The sequence below is a fragment of the Intrasporangium chromatireducens Q5-1 genome, from assembly GCF_000576575.1.
Taxonomy (GTDB): domain Bacteria; phylum Actinomycetota; class Actinomycetes; order Actinomycetales; family Dermatophilaceae; genus Intrasporangium_A; species Intrasporangium_A chromatireducens.
The window spans coordinates 1-2,532 of record NZ_AWQS01000388.1 but is presented as its reverse complement, the minus strand read 5'-3'; the positions used below and the strand labels follow the sequence as shown (position 1 = coordinate 2,532).

The window sequence follows — 2,532 nt, the reverse complement described above, 5'->3', positions numbered from 1 at the left end:
CCGCCGACGTCCTCCCCTCACTACGTGCCCTCGCTTGAGCGAAGGGTCCGATGCGTCGGTCAGCCGACGGCGCCCGGGCCCTGCTCGAGTCCGCGGATGAGGCAGGTGAGCCCGAGCTCGAAGCTGTCCCGGTCGATCCGGGTGGCCTCGGCCCGGAGGCGGTGGGCCTGGGTCAGGTGCGGGTAGCGGTCGAGGTAGACCTGCACGTCGTCGGCGAAGCCGGACGCGAACGGCGTCGAGGCGGCGCCGATGACGAGGTATTTCACGGCGCCCGAGATCTCGGTGGCGCGCCGGGGCGGCCAGCCGGCGCCGACGAGTCCGCCGTGGACGGAATTCGCCATCTCGAGGAACTGCTCCCGGCGCTGCGTGCCGGAGGCGATGAGTGGAACGCAGTTCGGGTGGGCGGCGAGGACCGCCCGGTAGGAGCGCGCCCAGGCCAGCAGGCCGTCCCGCCAGCTGTGCGCGAAGCCGCTCGTGTCCACCTCGGCGATGAGGAGGTTCGCCACCGCGTCGAGCACGTCGTCCTTGTTGGCGTAGTGGCCGTAGAGGGACGACGGCTGCACCCCGAGGGCGTCGGCGAGCCGGCGCATCGACAGCGCGGCGAGGCCGTGCTCGTCGATGAGGCGCAGGGCGGTGTCGCGGATCGCGGCGGTGCTGAGCAGGGGAGTTCGTGGTCTGGCCATGCTGCCTCTCCGTGTGTCGGCCACTGGCTGGGCCACCCGTTGTCCTAACGAACAACGTTCGGTTATGATCCGAACATCAGTAGCCTACTGGGATGGAGACTCACATGGCACGCCCCCCAGCCCCGACCGCCCCGCTCGAGCTGTTCGGCACCGACGCTCTGATCGGTGAGGAGGACCGCGCCATTCGGGACACGGTGCGCCGCTTCGTCGAGGACCGGATCCGCCCCGAGATCGGTGAGTGGTACGACACGGGGTCGCTGCCGGCGCGCGACCTCGCCAAGGAGCTCGGGCAGCTCGGCGTGCTCGGGATGCACCTCGAGGGCTACGGCTGCGCGGGGACGAGCGGCACGGCATACGGCCTGGCGTGCATGGAGCTCGAGGCCGGCGACTCGGGTCTGCGCTCCCTCGTCTCGGTGCAGGGGTCGCTGGCGATGTTCGCGATCTGGAAGCACGGCTCGGAGGAGCAGAAGCAGGAGTGGCTGCCGCGGATGGCCGCCGGCGAGGCGATCGGCTGCTTCGGGCTGACCGAGCCCGACTTCGGGTCGAACCCGGCCGGCATGCGCACTCGCGCGCGCCGCGACGGGGACGACTGGGTCCTGACCGGCAACAAGATGTGGATCACCAACGGCTCGGTCGCGGACGTCGCCGTCGTGTGGGCGCAGACCGACGACCGGATCCGCGGGTTCGTCGTGCCGACCGACACGCCCGGCTTCTCGGCACCGGAGATCAAGCGGAAGCTGTCGCTGCGGGCTTCGGTCACCAGCGAGCTGGTCCTCGACGAGGTGCGCCTGCCCGGCTCGGCCGTGCTGCCCGAGGTCGCGGGCCTGTCAGGGCCGCTCTCGTGCCTCAACGAAGCCCGCTACGGCATCGTCTTCGGCGCGCTCGGTGCGGCTCGGGACTGCCTCGAGACGACCATCCGCTACGCGCAGGACCGGCAGATCTTCGACCGGTCGCTGGCGTCGTACCAGCTGACCCAGGCCAAGCTCGCCGACATGACCCTCGAGCTCGGCAAGGGGATGCTGCTCGCGCTGCACCTCGGCCGGCTCAAGGACGAGGAGCGGCTCGCCCCCGAGCAGGTCAGCCTCGGCAAGCTCAACAACGTGCGCGAGGCCATCGCCATCGCCCGGGAGTGCCGCACCATCCTCGGCGCGGCGGGTATCACGACGGAGTACCCGGTCATGCGACACGCCAACAACCTCGAGTCGGTGCTGACCTACGAGGGCACCTCCGAGGTCCACCAGCTCGTGATCGGCAAGGCGGTCACCGGTGAGGCCGCCTTCCGCTGACCCGGCGGTCGGCAGCCCGAGCCGGCGCATGTCACATTCGCGTCCCCCGGATCGTCAGACAGGCAGAAGCACCACCTGACGCCTCACCTGGAAGGACGACCAAGATGAAGACGATGACCTGCCGCCAGCTGGGCGGACCATGCGACGTCGAGCACCGCGGCGAGAGCGCTGATGACGTCATCAAGGCGCAGGACCGCCACCTCAAGGAGGAGCGCGCCGGCGACACCGCCCACCAGTCGGCGCGCGAGCAGATGAAGGCCCGCTGGCGACACCCGAAGCGGTCCCTCGGCTGGTACCGGGACGCCAAGCAGCTCTTTGAGGCGCTGCCCGAGGCCTGACCGGCAGGGTCGCCGAAGCCTGAGCCGCCGGGCTGCCCCGGCGGCTCAGGCTCGACGCGAGAGGGGGAGGAGCCTCTCAGCCCATGTGGGGATAGCCGTGCTCGGTCGGCGGGACGAACGTCTCCTTGATCGAGCGCACGCTCGTCCAGCGCAGCAGGTTCTGCGCCGCGCCGGCCTTGTCGTTCGTCCCCGACGCGCGGCCTCCGCCGAAGGGCTGCTGCCCGA

At 70.8% G+C, this 2,532-nt stretch carries 3 protein-coding genes; 2 read left to right on the top strand and 1 reads right to left on the bottom strand.

What is annotated here, in order from left to right:
- Positions 1–59: 59 nt before the first annotated feature.
- Positions 60–683, bottom strand: coding sequence for a TetR/AcrR family transcriptional regulator (locus tag N864_RS21410; protein WP_034722208.1), 624 nt, complete (start codon positions 681–683; stop codon positions 60–62).
- A gap of 104 nt (positions 684–787) precedes the next feature.
- On the opposite strand from N864_RS21410, the gene N864_RS21405 reads away from it, so the two are divergent.
- Both N864_RS21405 and N864_RS21400 read left to right on the top strand, forming a co-directional pair.
- Entirely contained in the window at positions 788–1,969 is a 1,182-nt protein-coding gene (locus tag N864_RS21405) for an acyl-CoA dehydrogenase family protein (protein WP_034722207.1), read from the top strand.
- 104 nt (positions 1,970–2,073) lie between these two features.
- Positions 2,074–2,307 carry a DUF1059 domain-containing protein gene (locus N864_RS21400; RefSeq protein ID WP_034722206.1) on the top strand — a complete coding sequence of 78 codons (234 nt, stop codon included), beginning with the start codon at positions 2,074–2,076 and terminating at the stop codon, positions 2,305–2,307.
- Positions 2,308–2,532 lie beyond the last annotated feature (225 nt).

What these genes read in the sequence shown, in the direction of transcription:
- N864_RS21410 (WP_034722208.1), bottom strand. Translation starts at nt 683, where the DNA reads ATGGCCAGACCACGAACTCCCCTGCTCAGCACCGCCGCGATCCGCGAC.
- N864_RS21405 (WP_034722207.1), top strand. Translation starts at nt 788, where the DNA reads ATGGCACGCCCCCCAGCCCCGACCGCCCCGCTCGAGCTGTTCGGCACC.
- N864_RS21400 (WP_034722206.1), top strand. Translation starts at nt 2,074, where the DNA reads ATGAAGACGATGACCTGCCGCCAGCTGGGCGGACCATGCGACGTCGAG.